Genomic DNA, 22,419 nt, shown 5'->3' with positions numbered 1-22,419 from the left:
CTGTGTCAGCGGAAACGCTTGCCCTCGTCGGACCGGTAGGCGCGGTAGGCGAGGAACGCCAGGACCACGGTCCAGACGCCCAGCATCACCATCGACAGCGTGTTGGGGGTGTAGTCGCCGATCGCGGCCCACACCAGTTCGGCCGATCCGCGCGTGGGGATGAACGGGGACACGTTCGCGGTGAAGCCACCGGTGCTGTTCGGGTCGGTGAACAGGCCACCGAGGTAGGCCAAGATGATCGGCGCGATGCTGGTGATGACGCTGACCAGGTAAGGGTTGACCGCGTAGCCGATGGCCAGCATCAGCAGCGAGAACGGCACCACGGCGAGCACGAGCGCGCCGAGGCCGAGCACGATGTCGAGCAGGGACGCGGTGGCCTCGGTGCCCAGGACGGCGATGCCGATGAGCGGGATGCTGCCCGCGACCACGAACACCGAGCTCATCACGATCATGCTGACCATCTTGGGCAGCGGACCGCCTGGCAGGGTGCGCACATAGCCGCCCCACGGCTTCATCCGCGCGTCGGCGATGCCGAGCCCGTACTGGGCGGAGCAGATGATCAGCACGGTGAACAGGCACATCGAGCCGGTGCTCAGCGTGGCGGCGACCGGGTCGTCGCCGAGCGCGGGCACCACGAACAGCAGCATGCCCACGGTGGGCAGGAACAGCAGGGCGACGAAGACCATCGGGATGCGGATCGCACCCAGGATCTCGAACTTGGTGTAGGCGGCGATCGTGTTCACGGGTGGTCTCCTAGGCCGTGGGGGCCGCGGTCGGGGCTTTGGTGGTGTAGGCGAGGAAGGCGTCCTCCAGCGAGCCCGAGCTGACCTCCAGGTCGGCGAACGGGGCACCGGAGGCGACGAGGTCGCGCACCAGCTGGTCGGAGTCGGCGGTGATGAGGCTGACCACGTCACCGGCCTGCTCGACGCCGACGACACCGGGAAGCGCGGGCACCTCGAGCGCGCGGATGGTGACCTTGCGCAGGCCGCTGATCCGGCGCAGCGCGTCCACGCTGTCGTCGGCGACCGCGCGGCCGTTGTCGATGATGATGACCCGCTGGGCCAGCTCCTCGATCTCCTCGAGGTAGTGGCTGGTGATGACGGCGGTGCCGCCCGCGGCGTTGTACGCCTTCACCCCGTCCCACAGCGCGCGCCGCACCTCGACGTCGAGCCCGGTGGTCGGCTCGTCGAGGAACACCAGGTCGGGGCGCCCGACGAAGGCCAGCGCGATGGCCAGCCTGCGCTTCTCGCCGCCGGAGAGGCCACCGGTCTGGCGGCGCTCGACGTCCTCGAGGTGGAACTGGGCCAGCAGCTCCTTGCGCGAGATCGGGTTCGGGTAGTGCGCGGCGACGAACTCGATCACCTCGCCCGCCTGCAGGGTCTCCGGCATGCCGGTCTCCTGCGGGGTCATCCCCATCCGCCGCCGCGCCCGCACGTCGCGCGGGTCGTGGCCGAAGAGCTCGACCGCGCCCGAGGTGGGCTTGCGCAGGCCGACGAACATGTTGATCAGGGTGGACTTGCCCGCGCCGTTGGGGCCGAGCAGGCCGAGCAGCTGCCCGGCCGGGATCTCCACGCTGAGGTCGTCCACGGCGACCACGTCGCCGTAGCGCCGGGTGACGCCGCTCGCGCGGGCCAGGACTTCGGTCATCGTTGGTGCTTCCTTTCGTGGGGCTGCTCGCCGACGAGCGCGGCGATCCAGTGGTGGACCGCGGCCGCGGTCGATCCGGCGTGCTCGGACATCATGGTGAAGTGGTTGCCCTGGACGTCCACAGTGGACGAACCGGGCCAATCGCTGCGCCACTCACCGGTCGCCTCCCCCAACGGCTCTGTCGCGCGCACCAGGAGCGTGGGGATGGCGGGTTCGGGGTCGGGCACCTGCCAGAACAGCCGCCCGTACCAGGCCATCGCGGTGAGCCTGGCGTCGTCCATGGGCACGTACTGGTCGCGGCGCTCGAACACGCCCTCGGACAGCTCACCCGACCACTCGGTCATCACCGGGTGGTCCAAGGGGTAGATGTCGACAAGGACCAGCCCGGCCGGGGGTCTGCCGAGAGCGGCGAGCCTGCTAGCGAGGCTGTGAGCGAGGGTGGCGCCACCGGAGTGGCCGAGAAGGTAGACGGGGGTGTCGGTCGGGACGGCATCCGCCAGCCAGTCCAACGCGACCTCTTGTGTGGACGGAAGGAGGTCGTCGCGGGCGTAGCCGAGCAGCGGTATGGCTGCCACCTCGCGCTTACCGCGAAGCGCGGCCGCGAGTCGCGCGAACTCGTGGGGGCCACCGCCTGCGGTCAGGCCACTGCAACACAAGAGGAGACCAGGTGCGTCGCCGCTCGCTAGGGCTACCCGGCGCGCGGGCGAGGTGACCTCGGTGAGGCGGTCGGCCGCGGGGCGGAACTTGGCCGCGTCGCCGAGGAACTTGAGGAACTCGGACACCCGGCCGGTCCGCATCGCCTCCCGGTAGAGGCCCTCCAAGAGCCCGGCGGACGTGCCCGCGGTCGGCTCGCCCTTGAGGTGACGGGCAAGGTCGGCCGGGGTCGGGTGGTCGAACACGATGCTCGCGGGCAGGTCGACGCCGGTCTCCTCCCTGAGGAGCGCGCGCAGGTCGAGCGCGGTCAGGGAGTCCAGGCCCAGTTCGAGGAACTCGCGGTCCACCTCGACAGCCGCCGGGTCCGCGTGGCCAAGGACCCGCGCGGTCGCGGCTTGGACGAGTTCGAGTGTCGAGGTGGGGGCCAGGGGTGCAGGCGCCTGCTCGGTCGCGGCAGGCGCGCCCACGGCGTCGACCCAGTAGCGCTTGCGCTGGAAGGCGTAGGTGGGCAGGTCGACCCGGTGGCCACCCCACCCGCGCAGGACCAGGTTCCAGGCGATGTCCTGGCCGTTGACGTGCAGGGCGGCCAAGGCCGAGATGAGCCAGGTGGCTTCGTCCTTGCCCGCGCGCTGGGCGGCGACGGCGGTCGCGGGGCGGGTGTCGCCGGGGTGGGTGAGGGTCTGGTCGGCGAGGGCCGTCAGCTGGCTGTCGGGGCCGATCTCCAGGAACCTGGTCGCACCGCGGTCGCGGAGCGCCCGGATGGCGTCGGCGAAGCGGACGGTGGATCGGATCTGGCGGATCCAGTAGTCCGGTGTCGACATGTCGCCGGTGTCGAGTTGCCCGGTCAGGGTCGACACGATCGGGAGCTTCGCGGGGCCGTAGGCGACACTTCGCGCGACCTCGGCGAATGGCTCCACCATGGGTTCCATGCGGTGCGAGTGGAAGGCGCGGGCCGTCCGCAAGCGTTTGACCTGACGGTCGCTGGAGCGGGCTAGAGCCTCCAGTTCGTCGATGACGTCAGCGTCGCCGGACAGGACAACCGAGTCGCGGGCGTTGATGGCGGCGATATCGATCTGGTGGCCCTGGATAGCCGTAAGGACTTCGGCCTCGGTCATGCGTACGGCGAGCATGGCGCCGCCTTCGGGGAGCCCTTGCGTCAACCGTGCGCGGGCACTCACCAGCATGCAGGCGTCTTGAAGCGACAGGATGCCCGCAACGTGCGCCGCTGCCAGTTCGCCGAAAGAGTGTCCGGCCAGGACATCCGGCTTGAGTCCCCAGGACTCCAGCAGCCGGAACAGCGCGACTTCGACGGCGAAGAGGCCGGTCTGGGTGTAGGTGGCCTCGTGGACGTTCTCGGTGTCGATGATGTCGTGCAGCGGCAGGTCTAGGTGGGCGCAGACCGCGTCGAACGCGTCGGCGTAAGAGGGGAAGGCGGCATAGAGGCCCTTGCCCATGCCTGCCCATTGCGCGCCTTGGCCGGAGAACAGGTAGGCCAGCCCGCCTTTGCCTGCTGTTCCGCGCACGACAGCGGCATCCGTGCGACCTTCGGCCAGCGCTGTGAGCCCGCGCCGCAGTCCCACAGTGTCGCCAGCGAGAACGACGGCGCGGTGGGGCAACCTGGCGCGCTCAGTCGCCAATGCGCGGGAGGCGCCAACCAGGTCGTGGTCTGCGACGGCGAGCAGTTGCCGTGCCTGGGCTCGTAGTGCGGTGTCGGATCGACCGGACACCACCCACGGCACGACTGTCGGTGCGGTGCCGTCCTCTAGCGCTACCGGTGTCTCCTGGACGCCTTCGAGGATGACGTGCGCGTTGGTGCCGCTCATGCCGAACGACGACACGCCTGCGCGCCGTGGGCGTGTGACCTCGGGCCACGGGCGCGGCGAGCTGAGGAGCCGCACCGCGCCGGAGTCCCAGTCGACGTGACTGGACGGCTCGTCGACGTGCAGCGTGCCCGGCAGGACACCACGGCGCATCGCCTCGACCATCTTGATGATCCCGGCGGCACCCGCGGCGGCCTGGGTGTGGCCGATGTTCGACTTCACCGAACCGAGCCACAGCGGTTCGGCTCGGTCCCGGCCGTAGGTGGCGAGCAGGGCTTGTGCCTCGACCGGGTCGCCCAACGCGGTTCCCGTGCCGTGCGCCTCGACCGCGTCCACCTCGGAGTGCGCCAACCCGGCACCCGCGAGCGCGGCCCGGATCACCCGCTGCTGGGAAGGACCGTTCGGGGCGGTCAGGCCGTTCGAGGCGCCGTCGGAGTTCACGGCCGAGCCGCGGACCACGGCCAGTACCTGGTGTCCGTTGCGGCGCGCGTCGGACAGCCGCTCGACGAGCAGCAAGCCGACGCCCTCACCCCAGCCGGTGCCGTCAGCGCCATCCGCGAACGACCGACACCGCCCGGACGTGGCGAGGCCACCTTGGCGGGAGAACTCGGCGAAGACCGTGGGTGTCGGCATGACGGCGACACCGCCCGCGACCGCCAGCGCGCAGTCGCCGGAGCGCAGCGCCTGTGCGGCGAGATGTAGTGCGACGAGGCTGCTGGAACAGGCAGTGTCAACGGTGACCGCTGGACCTTCCAGGCCGAACGAGTAGGCGACTCTGCCGGACAGGACGCTGTTCGAGGTTCCGGTCATCGCGTGGCCCTCTGAGCCTGCCGGGAGCACCCCGCCTGCGCCGTACCCGGAAGCAGAGGCGCCGACGAACACACCGGTAGTGCTGCCACGCAGTGAGTCGGGGGCGATGCCCGCGCGCTCTAGGAGTTCCCAGGTGGACTCCAACAGCAGGCGCTGCTGTGGGTCCATCGCAGCGGCTTCGCGCGGGGAGATGCCGAAGAGTTCCGCGTCGAAGTCCGTGGCGTCGTGGACGAACCCGCCTTCGGCGGTGATCTCCCCGGCCGCCGAGAGGTCCCAGCCCCGGTCGTCGGGGAACGGCGACAGGGCGTCCACCCCGTTGGCAACGAGGTCCCACAACGCCTCGGGCGAGGTCGCCCCGCCCGGGAAGCGGCAGCTCATGGCGACGATGGCGATGGCGTCGTCCGCGACACCCACCGGTACGGCGACGTCGGTGTCGGCGCCGCCGCCGATCCGGACGACCAGTTCGTCGGCGACGGCGTCCGGCGTCGGGTAGTCGAAGACCAGGGTTGACGGCAACCGGACGCCGGTCGCGGCCGCGACCCGGTCACGGACCTGCACGGCGGTCAACGAGTCGACGCCCAGGTCGGTGAACGGCACATCCGCGGCCACCGGCTCGGGGTAACCGAGTACGCCAGCCACCTCTAGGCAGACCAGCTCGCGGATACCGTCGATGCCGGTGATAACGGGGATGTCAGCGGTAACCGTCGTGAACTCGGCCAGCAGGGGGCTAGGTCGTCCAGTCGTGAACGACGGTTCGAACCTGGCCCAGTCAATGTCAGCGACCGTGGTCGATTCAGCCAGCGCCAATGCTGCGACAGCGAGATCTGGCCGTAGTGGGTTGATGCCGCGTTTGCGCAGGTAGTCGTGAGCCCGCTCGGCCATACCTGCCCCGGCCCATGGACCCCAGGCAAGTGCGGCTCCTGCCTTGCCCTGGGCGCGACGACGCTCGGCCAACGCGTCGAGGTAGGCGTTCGCGGCGGAGTAAGAGGCTTGCCCGCCGCTGCCCCACACACCGGCGATCGACGAGAAGAGGACGAACAACTCGGCGTCGGGCAGGAGTTCGTCGAGGTGACGCGCGCCGAGAACCTTGGCGCTGAGTGCGTCGTCGAACTCGTCAGGCGACGTGAACTCCAACGGGACAGTGGTCGCTACCCCTGCCGCATGGATCACGCCGCTGACGGGATGCTCGGCCAAGAGCGCGGCCAGAGCGTCCCGGTCGGCCACATCGCAGGCGATGACCTTCGCGGTTGCCCCACGAGCAGCGAGATCATCGACGAGGTCTTGTGCTTGCGCTCCAGAGCGGTTGACCAGCAGCAAGTCGGTCGCGCCATGGTCGGCGAGCCACCGGGCGGCGGCCCCACCGAGCGCGCCGGTGCCGCCGGTGATGAGAATCCGGCCGCTGATGGTCGGCTCCGGCCGGTGGCTGACGCTGACCCGGGTGAGCCGTCGCGCGAAGACGCCTGCCGGGCGGATGGCGAGTTGGTCCTCGCCGGTGAGAGCGCCTGCGAGGACCGCGCGCAGGCGGGTGCGGGCCCGGTCGTCCAGCGTGGTGGGGAGGTCGATCAGGCCACCCCAGCGGGCTGGATGTTCGAGGGCGGCGACCCGGCCGAGGCCCCAGAGGAGCCCCTGCTCGGGGTCGGGCGGCGCGTCGGCCCGGCCGGTGCTGACGGCGCCCCTGGTGACGGCCCAGATCGGTGCGTCGGTGGTGCGCAGCAGCGTGATCGTGTCGCGGGCGGGGAGCAGCGACAGGACGCCGTCCCAGTCGCCGGCTGGTAGCCCGTCGGCCAGTCTGGCCACGGTCGCGTCCGGGGCCACCTCGGTGAGGTCGGTGGGGCAGCCGTCGTCGGTGGTGACGACGAGCCAGCGACCACCGAGCTTTGCGGCAGGTAACTCAACCGGACGCCAGGTGACGCGGTAGAGCCAAGAGTCCACGATGGACTCAACCCGGCGCGCCTTGCGCCAAGCGGACAGCGCGGGCAAGAGGTCTGCCAGCGTGTCGACGTCAACCCTGAGGGTGTCGGCAACAGCGGTGGCGTCCTCTTGCTCTACCGCTGTCCAGAAGGACTGCTCTTCGGGATCGACACTGAACACAGACCTGGTGGTGTCCGGCCAATAGCGCGTGCGGTCGAACGGGTAGGTGGGGAGGTCGATGATGTTCCCGCCCCACTCGCGGGCCTTGGTGGGCCAGTCGACGTCAACACCCTCGACATGGGCCCGGGCGAGCGCCACCCAGTCGTCCGCCATCGGCTCCGCAGGCACCATCGGAGTCCGCACGACCCCTCGGAGCAGGTGCGGCGAGTCCTCTCCGGCAACCAGTGCTGCGAGCCCGGCCACGTGGTCACCGAAGACCACGGCCCGGTGTTCTAGGACCGCTCGGGCACTCGCCAGCGTTGTCGCAACATCAATCGGGTCGGCCTCTACCTGACCAAGTCGCACAGCCAGGTCACGCAGCGCTCCAGCACTACGGGCCGACAGCAGCCACGGCAGGTCCTGGTTCTCGTCTCGCGCGGTGCCGTGAGCCTCGACCGGGTATTCCTCGATGATGGTGTGCGCGTTGGTGCCACTAAGGCCGAACGATGACACTGCCGCGCGACGCAGGCCCTCTGACTGCCAGGGCTGGTTCTCGGTGAGCAGCGTGACCGAGCCAGCCGACCAGTCCACGTGGGCGGTGGGGCGCGCGGCGTGCAGGGTCTTGGGCAGTTCGCGGTGGCGCAGCGCCATGACCATCTTGATGATCCCGGCGACCCCGGCCGCGGCCTGCGTGTGCCCGATGTTGGACTTGACAGAGCCCAGCCAGAGTGGGGCCTGCCGGTCGCGGCCGTACGTGGAGAGCAGCGCCTCGGCCTCGATCGGATCCCCGAGCGCGGTACCTGTGCCGTGTGCTTCAACGACGTCGATGTCCGCTGCCTGGAGTTGCGCGTCGGCTAGTGCTGCGCGGATGACCCTCTGCTGCGCGGGTCCGTTAGGGGCTGTGAGCCCGTTGGAGGCGCCGTCCTGGTTGACCGCGCTACCCCGCACGACCGCTAGGACTCGGTAGCCCTTGGCGATGGCGTCCGACAGACGGGTCAGGAGAAGAACTCCGACGCCTTCGCCCCAGCCGGTCCCGTCAGCGCCATCCGCGAACGCTTTGCACCGGCCGTCGAAGGCAAGCCCGCCTTGAACGCTGAACTCGATGAACGTGCTGGGTTGCGGCATGACCGTGATGCCTCCGGCCAACGCCATCGAGCACTCACCGTCTCGTAGCGCCCTAGCGGCGAGGTGTAGCGCTACCAGGCTGCTGGAGCAGGCAGTGTCGACGGTGATGGCGGGACCACGGAGACCGAACGCGTAAGAGACGCGTCCCGACAAGACGCTCGCGGTGTTGCCGGTGCCTAGGTGCCCTTCGACGGCGGCGTCGGACCCGAGAAGCAGGGTGGCGTAGTCCTGCCCGTTGGTGCCCGCGAACACGCCGATGTCGCTGTCACGGACGGAAAGCGGGTTGATGCCCGCCCGCTCGAACACCTCCCACGACGCTTCCAGCAAGAGGCGTTGCTGGGGGTCCATGGCCAGGGCCTCGCGTGGGGAGATCCCGAACAGGCCCGCGTCGAACCCGGCGATGTCGTCGAGGAAGCCGCCGACCCTGGCCGCTGATCCGCCGAGGGCGTCGAGGTCCCACCCGCGGTCGCCGGGGAAGTCGACCATCGCGTCGACACCGCCGCGCACCAGGTCCCACAACGCTTCCGGGCTGTCGACGCCGCCGGGGAAACGACAGCTCATCCCCACGATCGCGATCGGATCGGCCACTGCGCGCGCGGTTTGCCTGTCGACGACCTCTACGGCGGGCTGGTTGACCAGCTCCGCCAAGTGTTTGGCGAGTTCGGCGGGGGTCGGGTGGTCGAAGACGAGGCCCGCGGGCAGCGGCACACCGATCTCCGCCGCGAGCAGGTTGCGCAGTTCGAGCGCGGTCAGCGAGTCGAACCCCAGGTCGCGGAACGGGCGGCCAGTCTCGATCGCGGTGGTGTCCGCGTGCCCGAGCACGGACGCGGCCAGCTCGACTACCACCGCGGCCAGGTCTCCGCGTGCGCGTCGGGACGGCTCCGCGGGCAGCTGTGGACTCGGTGCCCTGTGGGCAAGGTCCGAGAGCAGCGGGCTTGGACGGGCGGAGGCAAAACCCGGACCGAGTAGATCCCAGTCAATGTCCGCTACGACGAGCGAGCCTTCTTGTCCCCATGCGTCCGACAGCGCCTTGAGAGCGCGCGCGACGGGCATCGGACGCATACCGGTCCGAACGAGGCGGTCAGCCACCGCGGCGGCCATCCCCTCCCCTGCCCAAGCTCCCCAGGCCAAGGACAGTGCAGGGCGGCCTCTTAGCTTGCGGCGCTCGACCAGCGCGTCGAGGTAAGCGTTCGCGGCGGCGTAAGCGCCCTGCCCGGGGCTACCCAAGACACCCGCGAGGGAGGTGAAGGCGACGAACAGGGCGTCGGCGGGGATGAGTTCGTCCAGCAGTTCCGCTGAACCTGCCTTCGCCGCCTCCACCGCAGCCAGGCGGTCGGGCGTCAACCCGGCGACAAGACCGTCGTCGAGCACTCCGGCGGCGTGGACGACAGCGGACACGGTGAACCGGGCGAGGAGTTCGGCGACGGCCGTGCGGTCGGTGAGGTCGCATGCCACGACCCGCGCGCCGACTTCCTCTGCCAGTTCGGCGGCACCTGGAGCATCAGGTCCGCGCCTGCTGACCAGCACAAGATCGGTCACCCCGCGCGACCGCAGCCACCGCGCGACGTGGCCACCCAGCGCACCCGTCCCACCGGTGACCAGCACGGTGCCCGCGGGAACCGCCACCGCCGCGGAGGGGCGCTCGGCCCGACGCAGCCGTCGACCGAACAGGCCGCCGGACCGCACCGCGACCTGGTCCTCACCCGACCGCAGCGCCGCGACGACGCCTTGGTCCGCCAGGTCGGTGACGTCGATCAGCCCGCCCCACCGAGCCGGGTCTTCCAGCGCGACTACCCGCCCGATCCCCCAGGCAGCGGCGCTCCGGGGCTCAGGAGCCTCCTCAGCGAGCGAGACGGCGCCAACCGTCACGCACCACACCGGGGCGTCGAAGCGGGCCGCAGCGAGGACGTCAGCGGCCGATTCCACAACGACGACGACGCCTGCCAGGCCGTCCTGGCCGTCTTCGGCGAGGGCGGCCCCGGCCTGCCGCAGGGTAGAGGCGATCTCCTCGGAGCCGACGACGAGCCAACGGCCGGACAGGCGGCTCGGCGCGGTCGACAACTCCTGCCACTCGACTCGGTAGAACCACGGTTCCGGCGCGGGGTCGGGCCAGTAGCGGTCGCGTTCGAAGGGGTAGGTCGGCAGCGAGACGCGGCGTGCGCCCCAGGGCCTCAGGTATGCCTGCCAGTCCACGTGAGCACCACGGGAGTGCAGACGGGCAAGAGCGGCGACAAGCGTGGTGGGCTCATCCTGGTTGGGGCGCAGGGCAGGGACGGCTACCACTTCGGCGGCGATCTGCTGGGCCAGGGCGCTGAGCACGCCGTCGGGACCGAGTTCGAGCGCGGTGGTGACCCCGGAGAGGGATCCGACCGCGTCGGCGAAGCGGACGGGTTCGCGAACCTGACGGACCCAGTAGTCAGCGCTATCGACCGCTCCTGGGGCGGTAGTGACAACCGGGATCTGCGGAGGCAGGTAGGTCAAACCTTCGGCGACGCGCGCGAAGTCCTCCAGCATCGGTTCCATGCGGTGGGAGTGGAACGCATGGGACACCGTGAGCCGCTTGACCCTGCGGCCCTCTTCGCTCCATCTAGCCGCGTGCTCGCCCACAGCGGCCGCGTCTCCTGACACCACCACCGAGCGCGGGCCGTTCACAGCCGCAAGGTCGACGCCCGCGCCGAGGTCCAGGTCGGATTCGGCGGCCTCGACCGCCAGCATCGCCCCGCCTTCGGGCAACGCCTGCATCAGCCGTCCGCGCGCGGACACCAGCGCGCAGGCGTCATCCAGTGACAAGACCCCGGCAACGTGTGCGGCAGCCAGTTCTCCGATGGAGTGGCCGACCAGCACGTCAGGCACGATGCCCCAGGATTCGACGAGCCGGAACAAGGCGACCTGCAACGCGAAGAGGCCCGTCTGCGTGTAGACGGTCTGGTTGATGCTCTCGTCGCCGAGCGCCTCTAGCAGCGGGCGATCCAGGTCGACTCGCTCAGCCACGGCGTCAAAGGCATCCGCGAACACCGGGAAAGCCGCGTACAGCTCAGCGCCCATTCCCGCGCGCTGCGAGCCTTGGCCGGTGAAGAGGAATGCCAGTTCGCCATGCGCGACCACATCTTGGACGCGCTTACCACCCACCAGGACGGCGCGATGGCTGAGATCCGCCCGCGTTGCCGCTAGCGACCACGCGACGTCCGCCTCAGATTCGTCCACAAGAGACACCGCAGTGATCTGCCGCTCCAACGCGGCTGCGGTGTCTCCCGAGTACAACATCGGCAGCGGCAGAGTCGGGCTGGTCGGTGCGGGTGCCAACGGTTCCGGTAGCGGTGCCTGTTCCAGGATCGTGTGGGCGTTGGTGCCGCTGATGCCGAACGAGGAAACAGCCATCCGGCGTGGCCTGGACACGACGGGCCAGGGGCGTTGGTCAGTGAGGAGCGAGACGGCTCCGGCGGTCCAGTCGACGTGCGGTGTGGGGGCGTCGACGTGCAGCGTCGCGGGCAGGACACCGTGGTGCAGGGCCATGACGGCCTTGATGACGCCTGCGACGCCCGCAGCGGCCTGGGTGTGACCGATGTTGGACTTCACCGAGCCGAGCCACAGCGGCTCTTCGCGGTTCTGCCCATAAATGGAGAGCAGCGCCTGAGCCTCGATCGGATCCCCTAGCGCCGTACCGGTGCCATGAGCCTCAACGGCATCGATGTCGACCGGGGTCAGCGCGGCGGAGTCGAGCGCGGCGCGAATGACGCGCTGCTGAGCGGGACCGTTGGGCGCGGTCAGGCCGTTGGAGGCGCCATCGGAGTTGATGGCGGTGCCTCGGACCACGGCGAGGACATCGTGCCCGTTGCGTCGGGCGTCGGAGAGGCGTTCGACCAGGAGGACCCCGACGCCTTCGCCCCAGCCAGCGCCATCGGCGGAGGCCGCGAACGAGCGGCACCGGCTCGTGGTCGACATCCCGCGCTGGCGACTGAACTCGGTGAAGATGCCAGGGCCGGACAACACCGTCACCCCGCCCACCACAGCGAGATCACATTCACCGCGCCCCAGAGCGTGCGCTGCCAGGTGCAAGGCGACCAAGCTGCTGGAACAGGCCGTATCGACGGTAAGAGCAGGGCCTTCGAGGCCGAACGTGTAGGCGACACGACCGGAGACAACGCTCGGCGAGCCGCCCGTGGCGAGGTAGCCCTCACTGCCAGACGCGGACGCGGTCAGGAAACTCATGTAGTCCTGGCCACCGGTTCCCGCATAGACAGCGGTCCGGGATCCGCGCAGCGACAGCGGGTCGATGCCCGCCCGCTCGAATAGTTCCCACGTGGCCTCTAGCAATAGCCGCTGCTGGGGATCCATCGCGAACGCTTCACGCGGGGAGATCCCGAACAGGCCCGCGTCGAACGCGGTGGCGTCATCGACGAAACCACCCTCGCGGGCGTAGGTGGTGCCGGGGTTGTCCGGATCCGGGTGGTAAAGCGCGGCTAGATCCCAGCCACGGTCGTCAGGAAAGGGCGCCATGGCGTCGACCCCGTTGACCACCAAGTCCCACAGGTCCTCGGGTGAGCGCACCCCACCGGGGAACCGGCAGCTCATGCCGACGATCACGATCGGGTCGTCCACGAGTGGCGCAGCGGCCGTGACCTGTGGGGTGGCGGGTTCAGCAGGCGCGGTGGTGATCTCGGCGCTGAGGAAGCGGGCGAGCGCGGCCGGGGTCGGGTGGTCGAACACCAGCGTGGCGGGCACGCGCAGCCCGGTGGCGAGGGTGATCCGGTTGCGCAGCTCCACCGCGCCCGCCGACGCCAGTCCCAGGTCACCGAAGGCACGGTTCGGTTCGACGGCGTTGCCCGAGTCGTAGCCCAGCACCAGGGACACCTGTTCGCGAACCAGGGCCAGCAGGGTGCGGTTGCGTTCGGCGGCAGACACACGCGCGAGCCGGTCGGCCAGCGGTTGGTCCTCGTCCGGCTCGGCCTCTCCGGCTTCTGTGGCACCGGTGAGGTCGTCGAGGAGGTGGCTGGGGCGGGTCGCGGTGAAGAACCAGCCGAAGGTGTCCCAGCGGATGTCTGCGACGGCGATAGCGGTGTCGTCGTTGTCGATAGCGGCACGCAGTGCGTCAAGGGCCAGGTCTGGTGCCATGCGGGGAACACCGTGGCGGGCCATGGCGTCGCCGATAGCGCCCTCGGCCATTCCCGCGCCATCCCAGGATCCCCACGCGATAGCGGTCGCGGGGAGTCCCAGCGCGCGGCGATGGTGGGCGAAGGCGTCGAGGAAGGCGTTGCCTGGGCCGTAGTTGCCCTCTCCTGCCGCGCCGAAGACACCGGCTAGAGATGAGAACAGGACGAACGCGTCGAGGTTGGTGGTCAGCTCGTGCAGGTTGACCGCCGCGGTGACCTTGGCGCGCAGCGCGGTGTCGACCCGGTCGAGGGTGAGTGAGTCGAGGATGCTGGAGTCGACCACTCCTGCGGCGTGGAACACCGAGGTCGGCGGGTGTTCGGCGATGACGGCCGCCAGCGCTTCCCGGTCCGCCGGGTCGCACGCCAGCACGGTCACCCGCGCGCCGAGGTCTTCCAGCTCGGCCACCAGGTCGGCCGCCCCGGGTGCGGCGGGGCCGCGGCGGCTCAGCAGCAGCAGGTGCTCGGCGCCGCCACGGGCGAGCATCCGCGCGACGTGGGTGCCGATCGCCCCGGTGCCGCCGGTGATCAGGGCCGTGCCGGACGGTGACCACGGGCGCCGCTGGGAAGGCTGGGCCGCGCGCCGCAGGCGGGCCGCGTGGACGCCGTCGGGGCGGATGCGCAGCTGGTCCTCGTCCCGCTGCCCCAGCGCTGCCGTCAGGCCGTCCAGCACCTGGTCGTCGACCTCGGCCGGGAGCTCGACCAGTCCGCCCCACCACGGGTACTCGTGCGCCGCGACCCGCCCCAGGCCGACCACCAGTGCCTGCACCGGGTTGGCCGCCACGTCGACCGTCGCGCACCACAGCGGCACTTGGAGCTTGGCCGCGTGCAAGGCGTGGATCAGCGTGATCGTGTCCGCGAAGCCCTGCGGCACCGCCGGGTACTCGGCTGTCGCCTGCTCCTCTAGTGCCAAGAGCGACAGCACGCCGCCAGGCCGAGACTGGACAAGAGTGTCCACCGCCTCGATGTCAACGACGGTGGCACCGAGGTGCTCAGCGATGGCGGCGGCTAGAGGGTGATCGCCTCTGGTGACCACGGCCCAGGGGGCGTCGCCCTTAACGGCGTTAAGGGCGACGGGCTGCCATGCGAGTTGGTAGCGCCAACTCTCGGAGGCGGGGATCGTGGTGGTGTGGAGGGTGTTGAGCCAGTACCGCTTGCGCTGGAACGCGTAGGTGGGCAGGTCGACGCGGGCACCGCCCCAGGGCTGGGTGAGGGCTGCCCAGTCGACCGTGACGCCATGGACGTGGGCCTCAGCCAGGGCGGTGAGCCAACGGCGGGTATCGCCTTCGGTGCGGCGGAGGGTCGCGAGCACAGCGGCCGACGTTCCGGAGTCCGCGACCGTCTCGTTCAGGCCGTAGGTGAGCACCGGGTGCGGGCTGACCTCGACGAACAGGGAGCGGCCGGACTCAAGCAGCCCTCTTACGGCCGCCTCGAACCGGACCGGTTCACGCAGATTGGTGAACCAGTAGGTGGCATCGAGGGTGGCTGTGTCGACGCGGGCGGCGGTCACGGCGGAGTGGAACGGGATGCTGCCGGTGTGCGGCCGGATCGGGGCCAGGTCCGCGATCAGGCGTTCGCGGAGCGAGTCGACGTGAGGTGAGTGCGACGCGTAGTCCACGGGGACGCGTCTTGCTCGGATGTCAGCGGCCGTGCAGTGCTCTACCAGCTCATCTAGCGCCACCGCATCGCCCGATACCACAGTGGACGATGGGCCGTTCACAGCCGCAACGCTGACGCCAGGCCAGCGAGCAGCGAGTTCAGCGGCCTCCGACTCCGGTAGCGCTAGAGACACCATGCCGCCGCCGCTGAGCCCGGCGGCGATCGCCTTGCTGCGCAGCGCGACCACCCGCGCGCCGTCCGCGAGCGAGAGACCGCCCGCCACGACGGCCGCCGCGATCTCGCCCTGCGAGTGCCCGACAACGGCAGCGGGCACGACCCCGGCCGACCGCCACAGCTCGGCCAGCGACACCATCACGGCCCACAGCACGGGCTGGACCAGATCGACCCGCGCGAGGTCGCCGCCGCCGCGCAGCACGTCCAGCAGCGACCAGTCGACGTGCGGCGCGAGCGCGGCGGCGCACTCCTCGATCCTGGCCGCGAACACCGGCTCGGTCTCCAGCAGCGACGCGACCATCCCCGGCCACTGCGCCCCCTGCCCGGGGAACACGAACACGACGCCGCCCTGGCCGATGTCCCCGGTCCGGACCACGACACCCGGGACCTCGCGGCCCTCGGCGAGCCCCGCGAGTCCCTTCGTGAACTCCTCCGCCGATCCGCCCAGCACGACGGCACGGTGGTCTAGCACCGCTCGCGACTGGACGAGCGAACGCGCGATGTCGACCGGTTGCGCTGCCTGCACGTGGTCGAGAAGGCGACCAGCCTGGCCGCGCAGCGCTTCAGCGGTCTTGCCCGAGATCACCCACGGCAGGACCGCCGGGACAGTCCCTTCCGGCCGCTCGGCGGGCTCGGGCCTGTACTCCTCGATGATCACGTGGGCGTTGGTGCCGCTGACCCCGAACGAGGAGATACCGGCCCGGCGCGGATCGTCGCCACGCGGCCACGGCCGGGGCTCGGTGAGGAGTTGGACGTTGCCCGCGGCCCAGTCGACGTGCGGGGTGGCGGTGTCGGCGTGCAGTGTGCGCGGGAGCAGGTCGTGGCGCAGGGCCATGACCATCTTGATCACGCCTGCGACCCCGGCGGCGGACTGGGCGTGGCCGATGTTGGACTTCAGCGACCCCAGCCACAACGGCTCAGCGCGATCCTGGCCGTAGGTGGCGAGTACGGCCTGGGCCTCGATCGGGTCACCGAGCGAGGTCCCGGTTCCGTGGGCCTCCACCGCGTCGATGTCGGCGGTGTTCAGACGCGCATTGGCCAAGGCAGCCCTGATGACCCGCTGCTGGGACGGACCGTTGGGGACCGTGAGACCGCTAGAGGCGCCATCGGAGTTGACGGCGCTGCCGCGTAAGACAGCCAGTACGGGGAGCCCGTCTCGTTCGGCGTCAGAGAGCCGAGCAAGCAACAGCACGCCAACGCCCTCAGCCCAGCCCGCGCCGTCAGCGGAGGCGGAGAACGACTTGCACCGCCCGTCGGAGGCAAGGCCACCGGACATACCGAAGTCGACGAACGTGTTGGGGGTGACCATCACGGACACCCCGCCTGCCAAGGCAAGCGAGCATTCCCCGTTGCGCAGGGCCTGCGCGGCGAGGTGCATCGCGACCAGGCTGCTGGAGCACGCGGTGTCGACGCTGACCGCTGGCCCTTCAAGGCCGAGTGCGTAGGCGACGCGACCGGAGACGACGCTGCCCGCGCTACCGGTGCCGAGGAACCCCTCCACGCCCGGCGGGATATCCAGGGCCCGCGCCGAGTACTCGTGGTACATGACGCCGGTGAACACGCCGGTCCGGCTGCCGCGCAACGACAGCGGGTCGACACCGGCCCGCTCGATCGCCTCCCACGACGTTTCCAGCACGAGCCGCTGCTGCGGGTCCATGCCGAGCGCCTCGTTCGGTGAGATCCCGAACAGCGACGGGTCGAAGTCGGCGACGCCTTCAAGGAAGCCACCTTCGCGCGTGAACGCCACCGTGGACTGTTCGAACGGCGTCAGGTCCCAGCCGCGGTCCGCCGGGAAGCCACCGATGGCGTCGACCCCGTCGCGCACCAACGCCCACAACGCGTCCGGGCTGTCGACCCCGCCCGGGTACCGGCAGGCCATGCCGACGACGGCGATCGGCTCGCGCTCGACCTGGTTCAGCCGCTGCCGGGTGTGCGCGAGGTCGGTCGTGACCCGTTTGAGGTAGTCGCGGAGCTTGGCCTCCGTGCCCCCGGCGGAGGTCATCACGCCCCCAGCTCGTTGTCGATGAAGGCGAACATCTCGTCGTCGGACGCCTCCGCGAGCGACGACGCCACCGCGGGCACCGCGTCGTAGCGGGCGACCAGGGCGTGCAGGCGGGCCACGGCCCTGGCCCGGACGTCGTCGTCCGCGCTCGCCAGGTCCGCCTCGACGTGGTCGAGGCGCGTGAGCAGCGGCGACGTCTCCGTGACGCCCACGCGGTCGAGCAGGTAGTCCGCGAGTTTCGCCGGGGTCGGGTAGTCGAAGATCAGGGTCGTCGGCAACCGTAGTTCGGTGACCGAGGCGAGGTGGTTGCGCAGCTCGATCGCCGTCAGGGAGCTGAAGCCCATCTCGGTGAACCCGCGATCCGGCGAGACAGCGTCACCGGTGGCGTGTCCGAGCACGGCAGCGGCGTGGTCGCGGACAAGACCCAGCAGAATCTCGCCTTGCTCCGCCGCGCCCTTGCCCGCAAGCCGCGTGGTCAAGTCTTGTTCCCGGCGGGCGACAGTAGGCACCAAGCCACGCAGCAGCGGCGGTACGTGACCACGTGCGCGCAAGCCCGGTAGGTCTATACGTGCGGCGACGACATGCGCCCGGTCGGCGCCGAGAGCGACGTCGAACAGCGCGAGTCCCTCGGTGTCCGAGAGCGCTGGCCCGGATCGATCAGCGCCGGAGGTCATACCCGTCTCGCGCGCCCACAGGCCCCATGCGATGGATACCGCTGCCTGTCCGCGTTCACGGCGACGAGCCGCTAGGTCGTCCAGGTAAGAGTTCGCGGCCGCGTAGTTGGCCTGGCCGGGCGTACCGAATGTGGCGGCGCCCGAGGAGAAGAACACGAACTCCGCGTCGCCGAGCAACTCGTCCAGGTTCGCGGCCGCGTCGGCCTTCGGTCGCATCACCGCGGCGACCCGCTCCGGCGTCAGCGACGCGATCACACCATCGTCAAGCACACCAGCCGCGTGCACTACGACGTCAACCGTGCGCCCCCGCAGCGCTTCGGCAAGAGCGTCCCGATCCGCCGCGTCACAGGCGATGACCTCGACCGGCACGTCCAACTCGGCCACCAACTCAGCCGCTCCGGGAGCGTCCAGGCCACGCCTGCTCACCAGCAGCAGCCGCTCGACCCGGTGCCGCTCGGCGAGGTGCCCGGCCAGCAGCGCGCCGAGCCCGCCGGTCCCGCCGGTGATCAACACCGTGCCGCCGAGCACCCGCGCGGCACCCTGCGCCCGCACCAGCCGGGGCACGAACGCCGCGCCCGACCGCAGCGACACCTCGGGCTCGTCGGGCAGCGCCGCGAGGCCGTCCACCCCATCGACCAGCATGAACCGGCCCGGGTGCTCGGCGGCGGCGGACCGGACCAGCCCGCGCTGCGCACCCGACCCGAGCACCACGGCCTTGGTGTCCTGCAGCCGCTCGGCACCGAGGAACGCCTGCACAGCGCCCAGGAGGTCACCGACGCCGGTCGCGGTCACCACCACGACCTCCGGCACCGGCATCCCGGCGTCCAGGGCTTCCACCAGCGCGGCGAGGTCGGGGTGCCAGTCGACGGCGGGCACGACCCCCGCGAGGTGCTCCGCGGCGCCATCGGGGTCCGGCCCGACCACGGCCCACGACGCGGGTACCGGTCCGGGCGCGGCGGGGACCCAGTCGACCGCGTAGAGCAGGTCCGATGGCCGGGCTTCCAGCTGGTCGGCGGTGAGCGGGCGGAGCACCAGACCGTCCACAGTGGCCACCGGGGCACCCGTGCCGTCCGCGATGTCCACCCGCACGGAGTCGCCGCCGCTGAGCCGGACCCGCAGCGTCGACGCCCCGGCGGCGTGCAGTGCCACCCCGGTCCAGGCGAACGGCAGGCGCACCCCGTCGTCGTCCCGCAGCGCGCCGATCCCGTGCAGGGCGGCGTCGAGCAGGGCCGGGTGCAGGCCGAAACCGTCACCGGCGGGCCCGGCGATCTCCGCGTAGACCTCTCCGTCGCCCTGCCACAACGCTTGCAGCCCCTGGAACACGGGTCCGTAGCCGTACCCCGCCTCGGCCGCGGCCGCGTAGAAGTCGCCCAACGGCACTGGTGTGGCTGACGGTGGCCAGACGTCCAACCGAGTGCCTGCGGCCGTTTCCGCTGTCAACGTCCCAGCGGCGTGCCGGACCCAGGTCTCCCCCGACCGCGAGTACACGGCCACAGCGGCGCCGGATACGACTACCTGCACCGAGACGCCCTCGTCGCCCACGGTCAGCGGCGCCTCGATGGTCAGCTCTCCTACCGCAGGCATGCCTACCTGTGCCCCGGCATGCAGCGCCAACTCGATGAAAGCGGACCCCGGCAGCAACACGGTTCCCAGCACGGCGTGATCGGCCAACCACGGGTGGGTCGCCGTCGACAGGCGCCCGGTGAACACGACATCGTCCGTTCCGGCCACCGGCACGGACGCCCCCAAGAGCGGGTGTCCGGCTAGACCGAGCCCGACAGCGGTGACATCACCAGGTACCTGAACGGGATCCGGCCAGAACCGGGTGCGCTGGAACGGGTAGGTCGGCAGTTCGACGAACCGCCCACGCGGCAAGACCGACGCCCAGTCGACCGGAACACCCACGACGTACGCCTCGGCCAGCGCGGCCCACCACCGCTCTAGGCCACCCTCTTCGCGCCGCAACGTGCCCAGCACGGCCCCAGAGCGCCCATCGAGGGTCTCTTGCAGCCCGGTGACCAGGACAGGGTGGGCGCTCACTTCGACGAAGAGGTTGTTGCCGTCCCGCAGCAGCGCGCGGGTGGCGTCCTCGAACCGCACTGTCTCGCGCAGGTTGTCGTACCAGTAGCGCGCGTCCATCCGGTCGGTCGTGATCCGGTCACCGGTGACGGCCGAATAGAACGGCAACTCACCAACCCGGGGCGACACCGGCGCTAGATCCCGCAGCAGTCGCTGTTCGATGAGTTCGACGTGAGCCGAGTGCGAGGCGTAGTCCACTGGGATACGGCGCGCGCGCAGTCCCCGCTCCTCGCAGGTAGTCAGCAGCTTTTCTAGCGCGTCCGCGTCACCCGAGACCACGGTGGACAACGGGCCGTTGACGGCAGCAACCGACAGTGGCTGCCCCGCGATCAGCTCGGCGGCACCGGCCATGGACACCGCGAGCGACACCATCCCGCCGCCGCGCAGCTCCTCCGCGATCGCCTTGCTGCGCAGCGCGACGACCCGAGCCCCGTCCGCCAGGCTCAACGCCCCCGCGACCACGGCGGCGGCGATCTCCCCCTGCGAGTGCCCGATGACGGCGGCCGGTTCGACCCCGGCGGAGCGCCACAGCGCCGCGAGCGACACGTTCACCGCCCACAGCGCGGGCTGCACGACGTCGACCCGCTCCAGGCCCTCGCCCGCGAGCGCGTCCCGCAGCGACCAGTCCACGAACGGCGCCAGGGCCTCGGCGCACTCGTCGAACGCCCGCGCGAACACGGGCGACTCCAGGAGCCCCACGGCCATCCCGGCCCACTGCGAGCCCTGCCCGGGGAACACGAACGCGACCCCGCCGCGCCCGGCGACCCCGGTGATCGCCCCCGCGGTCCCGTCAGCGACAGCGCTCAACCCGGCGGGATCCAGCACTACAGCGCGGTGGTCCAAGTCCGCCCGACCTGTGGCCAGCGTCCACGCCACGTCACCGGGCAGTTCGTCCACTGTCGCCAACGAGCCCGCGAGCGAGCGCACTGCCTCTAGCGAGGTCCCGGACAACACCCACGGCACGGCAGCAGCGGACCCGTCGACCAGAGGCGCCCGGTACTCCTCTAGGACCGTGTGCGCGTTGGTCCCGCTAACTCCGAAAGACGACACCGCCGCGCGGCGTAGACGCTCACCGCTCTCCCACGCGACTGGCGCGGTCAGCAGTTCGACGGCCCCGGCCGACCAGTCCACGTGCGGTGAGGGCTGGTCGACGTGCAAGGTGGGCGGCAGCACCCCGTGCCGCAGGGCCTGCACCATCTTGATCACGCCGCCGACGCCCGCCGCGGCCTGCGAGTGGCCGATGTTGGACTTCAGCGACCCCAGCCACAGCGGCCGGTCCCGGTCCTGCCCGTAGGTCGCCAGCAACGCCTGCGCCTCGATCGGGTCGCCGAGCACGGTCCCGGTGCCGTGCGCCTCCACGGCGTCCACATCGGACAGTTCGAGCCCGGCGTTGGCGACGGCCTGCCGGATGACCCGCTCCTGCGACGGCCCGTTCGGCGCGGTCAGCCCGTTCGACGCGCCGTCCTGGTTCACCGCCGACCCGCGCACGACCGCCAGCACCGGGTGCCCGCGCTCGATCGCGTCCGAGAGCCGCTCGACCAGCAGCAACCCGATGCCCTCGGACCACCCGGTGCCGTCGGCGGACGCCGCGAACGACTTGCACCTGCCGTCGAAGGCCAACCCGCGCTGGCGGCTGAAGTCGATGAACACCGCGGGCGTCGACAGCACTGTCACGCCACCGGCGAGCGCCATGTCGCACTCACCGGACCGCAAAGCCTGCGCGGCCAGGTGCAGCGCTACAAGGCTGCTGGAGCAGGCAGTGTCAACGGTCATCGCCGGGCCTTCCAGCCCGAACGTGTAGGACACCCGCCCGGCCAAGACGCTGCCCGAAGTCCCCGTGCCCAGGTAGCCCTCTACGCCCTCAGGCAGGATGGGCATGGTGGCGGCGTAGTCGTGGTACATCAGACCCGCGAACACACCGGTCCGGGATCCGCGCACCGATGTCGGGTCGATGCCCGCGCGCTCGAAGACCTCCCACGACGCCTCTAGCATCAGCCGCTGCTGTGGGTCCATCGCCAGCGCCTCGCGCGGAGAGATGCCGAACAGCGACGGGTCGAAGGTGTCCGCGTCGTGCACGAACCCGCCTTCGAGCACGTACGACTTACCGGCCGACTCGGGATCCGGGTCATAGAGGCCGTCGGTGTCCCAACCGCGGTTGGTGGGGAACGGGGTGATCGCGTCACCGCCCGACGCGACCAGCCGCCACAGTGCCTCCGGGCTGTCGACACCACCGGGGTAGCGGCAACTCATCGCCACGATCGCGATGGGCTCGTCGGTGGCTTTAACAACCGTGGCAGCGGTAACCGGACCCACCGCACCAAGCAGCTTCGGCAGCAGGAACTCGACCAGAGCGCGCGGCGACGGGTGGTCGAACACGAGGGTCGCGGGCAGCCGAAGACCGGTCACGGCGCCGAGCTGGTTACGCAACTCGACCGCGGTAAGCGAGTCGAACCCGAGGTCCTTGAACGAGCTGTTCGCCTCGACCAGCTCAACCGACCCGTGCCCGAGCACCGCCGCGACCTCGGCGCGCACCACACCCAGCAGCACCCGCCCGCTCT

At 70.7% G+C, this 22,419-nt stretch carries 4 protein-coding genes (1 of these 4 only partly in view); all 4 read right to left on the bottom strand.

The features are described 5' to 3' along the window. Positions 1 to 5: 5 nt before the first annotated feature. Tightly spaced (at most 10 nt apart), the 4 genes in view from CLV68_RS09250 to CLV68_RS09195 form a layout consistent with a single transcriptional unit that may run on beyond the window. Positions 6 to 743, bottom strand: a complete 738-nt coding sequence (locus tag CLV68_RS09250) for an ABC transporter permease (RefSeq protein ID WP_121389966.1) — start codon at positions 741 to 743, stop codon at positions 6 to 8. A gap of 10 nt (positions 744 to 753) precedes the next feature. Beyond that, entirely contained in the window at positions 754 to 1,647 is an 894-nt protein-coding gene (locus tag CLV68_RS09245) for an ABC transporter ATP-binding protein (protein WP_121389965.1), read from the bottom strand. Then, positions 1,644 to 17,108: a type I polyketide synthase gene (locus tag CLV68_RS35000; RefSeq protein ID WP_246009734.1), complete on the bottom strand. Its 15,465-nt coding sequence runs from the start codon at positions 17,106 to 17,108 to the stop codon at positions 1,644 to 1,646. Before CLV68_RS35000 ends, CLV68_RS09245 begins: the two co-directional genes overlap by 4 nt. Beyond that, on the bottom strand, positions 17,108 to 22,419 hold the 3' portion of the coding sequence (locus CLV68_RS09195; RefSeq protein ID WP_121389964.1) for a type I polyketide synthase. 4,723 nt of this gene lie beyond the right edge of the window; the window shows 5,312 of its 10,035 coding nt (coding positions 4,724–10,035); the start codon falls outside the window, past its right edge — the gene reads right to left on this strand; it ends in the stop codon at positions 17,108 to 17,110. Before CLV68_RS09195 ends, CLV68_RS35000 begins: the two co-directional genes overlap by 1 nt.

Origin of the sequence: Actinokineospora cianjurensis (assembly GCF_003663795.1) — a bacterium.
In the GTDB taxonomy this organism is placed as follows: Bacteria; Actinomycetota; Actinomycetes; order Mycobacteriales; family Pseudonocardiaceae; genus Actinokineospora; species Actinokineospora terrae.
Note: the sequence above shows the minus strand (reverse complement) of the source record. Positions and strands in the feature narration are given on the sequence as shown.

Bases quoted from the DNA above. Each gene is read 5' to 3' on its own strand.
- CLV68_RS09245 (WP_121389965.1), bottom strand. From the start codon at position 1,647: ATGACCGAAGTCCTGGCCCGCGCGAGCGGCGTCACCCGGCGCTACGGC.
- CLV68_RS35000 (WP_246009734.1), bottom strand. From the start codon at position 17,108: ATGACCTCCGCCGGGGGCACGGAGGCCAAGCTCCGCGACTACCTCAAA.